This window comes from Burkholderia sp. Bp8963, from assembly GCF_003854275.1.
Lineage (GTDB): Bacteria > Pseudomonadota > Gammaproteobacteria > Burkholderiales > Burkholderiaceae > Burkholderia.
In genome coordinates, this window is record NZ_QTQP01000188.1 from 1 (window position 1) to 525 (window position 525).

Sequence of the window (525 nt, forward strand, 5' to 3'; positions counted from 1 at the left end):
CGAAATGAAATCCGAGGACACGATCCTTGCTGCGATCGCCGGCTTCGTCGATACGCTCAGCTTCGTCGCGCTGTTCGGGCTGTTCACCGCGCACGTAACCGGCAACTTCGTGCTGATCGGGGCCGGCATCGCGGGCTTTGGCCAGGGCATCTTCCTGAAACTGATCGTGTTCCCGGCATTCGTCGGTGGCGTGGTGTTCAGCAGCCTGCTGGTGCGCTCGCTGTCCGATCGGTACGCCCGCCAGGGCGCGCGCGTGCTGCATGCGGTGCAGGCCGCGCTGATGTTCGGCTTCTGCGTGGCCGGTGTCTGGGCGACGCCGGTCAGCAGCCCCGACGGCCTGCCGGCCGTCGTCGCGGGCATCCTCGGCGCGTTCGCAATGGGCGTGCAGAACGCGCATCCGCGGCTGATCCAGCGTCCGGGCGTGCCGAATACCGTGATGACGGGCAACGTCACGCAGGCGATCCTCGACATGGTCGATATCGTGTCCGCGGGTACCGCCGACAGCGTGCGCGCGGCGGCGCGCGC

The 525-nt window shown here is 68.2% G+C and carries 1 protein-coding gene; it reads left to right on the plus strand.

Features of this window, described 5'->3' with window-relative positions; translation table 11 throughout:
* Positions 1–4: 4 nt before the first annotated feature.
* A partial coding sequence (locus tag DID96_RS37985) for a YoaK family protein (RefSeq protein WP_148094549.1) occupies positions 5–525 on the plus strand: 521 nt, incomplete at its 3' end.